General features: G+C 73.2%; 2 protein-coding genes. Both read left to right on the top strand.

Annotation, left to right across the window (positions count from 1 at the left end; translation table 11 throughout):
* Window positions 1-109 precede the first annotated feature (109 nt).
* Complete coding sequence (locus ACRX5S_RS00275) at window positions 110-1,588, top strand: OB-fold domain-containing protein (protein WP_436770603.1); 1,479 nt, start codon at window positions 110-112, stop codon at window positions 1,586-1,588.
* Between the two features lie 2 nt (window positions 1,589-1,590).
* Window positions 1,591-2,784 carry an acetyl-CoA acetyltransferase gene (locus tag ACRX5S_RS00270; RefSeq protein WP_436770602.1) on the top strand — a complete coding sequence of 398 codons (1,194 nt, stop codon included), beginning with the start codon at window positions 1,591-1,593 and terminating at the stop codon, window positions 2,782-2,784.
* Window positions 2,785-2,846 lie beyond the last annotated feature (62 nt).

Raw genomic sequence — 2,846 nt, 5'->3', positions numbered from 1 at the left:
GGGCCCGGCCGCCGAACCGCCAGACTGCACCACCAGAACCGCCCGAACTGATGGACTGCGACGACTCGCCACCGAGCGCCGACGAGCGGAAGCGACGGTACCTACCACGATGACCACACCGAACACCGGAGGAGCCGTGCGCGGCATCCTGGGCTATGGCGCGTACCTGCCGTACCGCCGCCTCGACCGCAAGGGCATCGCCCCGGTCGCGGGCACCGGCGGCGGGCGGGGCACCCGCACCGTCGCGTCGTTCGACGAGGACACCACCACCCTCGGCGTGGAGGCGGCGCGCAACGCGCTGCGCGACACGCCCGGTACCTCGCCGCGCGCGCTGCTGTTCGCGACGGTCGCGCCCGCGTACGCGGACCGCACCAACGCGACGGCGATCCACGCCGCGCTGCGGCTGGACGGCGGCGTACCGGCCATCGACGCGACGGGCTCGGTGCGCTCGGCCGCGGGCCTGCTCCGCCTGGCCCTCGACGGGGGCTCGTCCGCCCTGGTCGTCGGCGCCGACATCCGAGGCGGCCTGCCCGGCTCCGGCGACGAGTCGGCCGGCGGCGACGGCGCCTCGGCCCTGCTGGTCGGCTCGTCCGCGGACGGCCCGGTCGTCGCCGAGTACCTGGGCGGCGCCTCCGCGACCGCCGAGTTCGTCGACCGCTGGCGTACCCCGGGCGACACGCGCTCGAAGCTGTGGGAGGAGAAGTTCGGCGAGAACCAGTACCTCGCCGCCGGACGCCAGGCCTGGACCGACGCCCTCAAGGCCACCGGCCTGACCGCCGACCAGGTCGACCACGCCGTGGTCACCGGCCTGCACGCCCGCGCGGTGGCCGGCCTCGGCCGCAAGCTCGGGGTGCGCGAAGGGGTGCTCGCGGACGACCTCGCCGCGACCGTGGGCACCACCGGCGCCGCGCACCCGGGCGTACTGCTGGCGTCCGTCCTCGACGCGCTCGCCGGGTCCGGCGGCGCGGCCGCGGGCAAGGTCGTCGCGGTCGTCGTGCTGTCGGACGGCGCCGAGGTGTTCCTGTTCCGCACCACGGAGGCGCTGGGCTCGTACGCCCCGTCCCGCCCGGTCGCCGCGCAGGTCGCGGGGGGCGCGCCCATCGCGTACGGCAAGTTCCTGGCCTGGCGCGGCACGCTCCAGGTCGAGCCGCCGCGCCGCCCGGAGCCGGCCCGTACCTCGTCCTCGGCCGCGGTGCGGTCGGTGGACTGGAAGTTCGGCCTGGTCGGCTCGCAGGACCGCTCCTCCGGCGCCGTGCACCTGCCGCCCGCCCGCGTGTCGATGAACGGCGGCGCGGTGGACGACATGGAGCCGATCGCGATGGCGGAATCGGTGGGCACCGTCAAGACGTTCACCATTGACCGGATGGCGTACTCGCCGTCCCCGCCGGTGGTGTTCGCGGTCGTGGACTTCGACGGCGGGGGTCGTCTGCCGATCGAGCTGACGGACATGGACGCCGACCAGGTCGCGATCGGCGACCGGGTCGAGCTGACGTTCCGTCGGATCGGCACGGCGGACGGCATCCACAACTACTTCTGGAAGGCCCGCCCGGTGCGGACCGCTTCCTCCGAGTCCGCGCAGGAGGCCTGAGCATGGGATCCCACGGCATCAAGGACCGCGTCGCGATCGTCGGCATGGGCTGCACGCCCTTCGTCGAGGCCTGGGACAAGGGCACCGACGACCTGCTGATCGACGCCGCGCAGGAGACGTTCGCGTCCGCCGGCATCGCCAAGGACGACGTCGACGCCTTCTGGCTCGGCACCGCGCAGACCGGCATGAGCGGCATGGTGCTGTCCAAGCCGCTCCAGATCCAGAACAAGCCGGTCACGCGCGTCGAGAACATGTGCGCGACGGGCTCGGAGGCGCTGCGGCAGGCGGCGTACGCGGTCGCCTCGGGCGCGTACGACGTGGCGATGGCGGTCGGCGTCGAGAAGGTCAAGGACGGCGGCTACCAGGGCCTGAACGCGTTCCCGATCCCCGGCGACGGGACCGCGCGCACGCTCACCGCGGCGGCGATGTTCTCGATGGTGGCGCCGGCGTACGGGCACAAGTACGGCGTCTCCGAGGAGGAGATGCGCGCCGTGCTGTCGCACATCGCCTCCAAGAACCACTACAACGGCGCCCGCAACCCGCGCGCGCAGTTCCGCAAGGAGATCGCGCCGGAGAAGATCTCGGCGATGCCGAAGCTGGCCGGACAGCTCGGCGTGTTCGACTGCGCGGGCGTCGCGGACGGCGCGGCGGCGGCGATCGTGGTGCGGGCCGAGGACGCGTACAAGTACACCGACAAGCCGCTGTTCATCAAGGCGCTGTCGATGGTCGCGGGCAACGGCTCGGGCGTCATCGACCCGGAGTACGACTACACGACCTTCTGGGAGATCGCGGCCTGCGCGAAGGACGCGTACGCGCAGGCGGGCGTGACCGACCCGCGCAACCAGATCGCGATGGCCGAGGTGCACGACTGCTTCACGCCGACCGAGCTGGTCCTGATGGAGGACCTCCAGTTCGCCGACCGCGGCACCGCGTGGAAGGAGGTCCTCGCGGGGGCCTTCAACCTCGACGGGCGCCTCCCGGTCAACCCGGACGGCGGCCTCAAGTCCTTCGGGCACCCGGTCGGCGCGTCCGGCCTGCGCATGATGTTCGAGGCGTGGCTGCAACTGCGCGGCGAGGCCCCGACGGAGCGCCGCATCCCGGAGACGGACCGCAAGCTCGCCCTGACCCACAACCTGGGCGGCTACCCGGGCGAGATGGTCTCGTTCATCTCCATCCTGGGCAACGAACTGGGCTGACGGGCCTGGTACTTCGCATGCATGGCAGAGGGCGGTGGCCCCGGCGGGTGCCGGGGCCGCCG

The organism is Yinghuangia sp. YIM S09857, assembly GCF_051388915.1.
Classification (GTDB): domain Bacteria; phylum Actinomycetota; class Actinomycetes; order Streptomycetales; family Streptomycetaceae; genus Yinghuangia.
This window is presented reverse-complemented; position numbering and strand designations above follow the sequence as displayed.

Coding starts and splice junctions, on each gene's coding strand:
- ACRX5S_RS00275 (WP_436770603.1), top strand. CDS start 110: ATGACCACACCGAACACCGGAGGAGCCGTGCGCGGCATCCTGGGCTAT.
- ACRX5S_RS00270 (WP_436770602.1), top strand. CDS start 1,591: ATGGGATCCCACGGCATCAAGGACCGCGTCGCGATCGTCGGCATGGGC.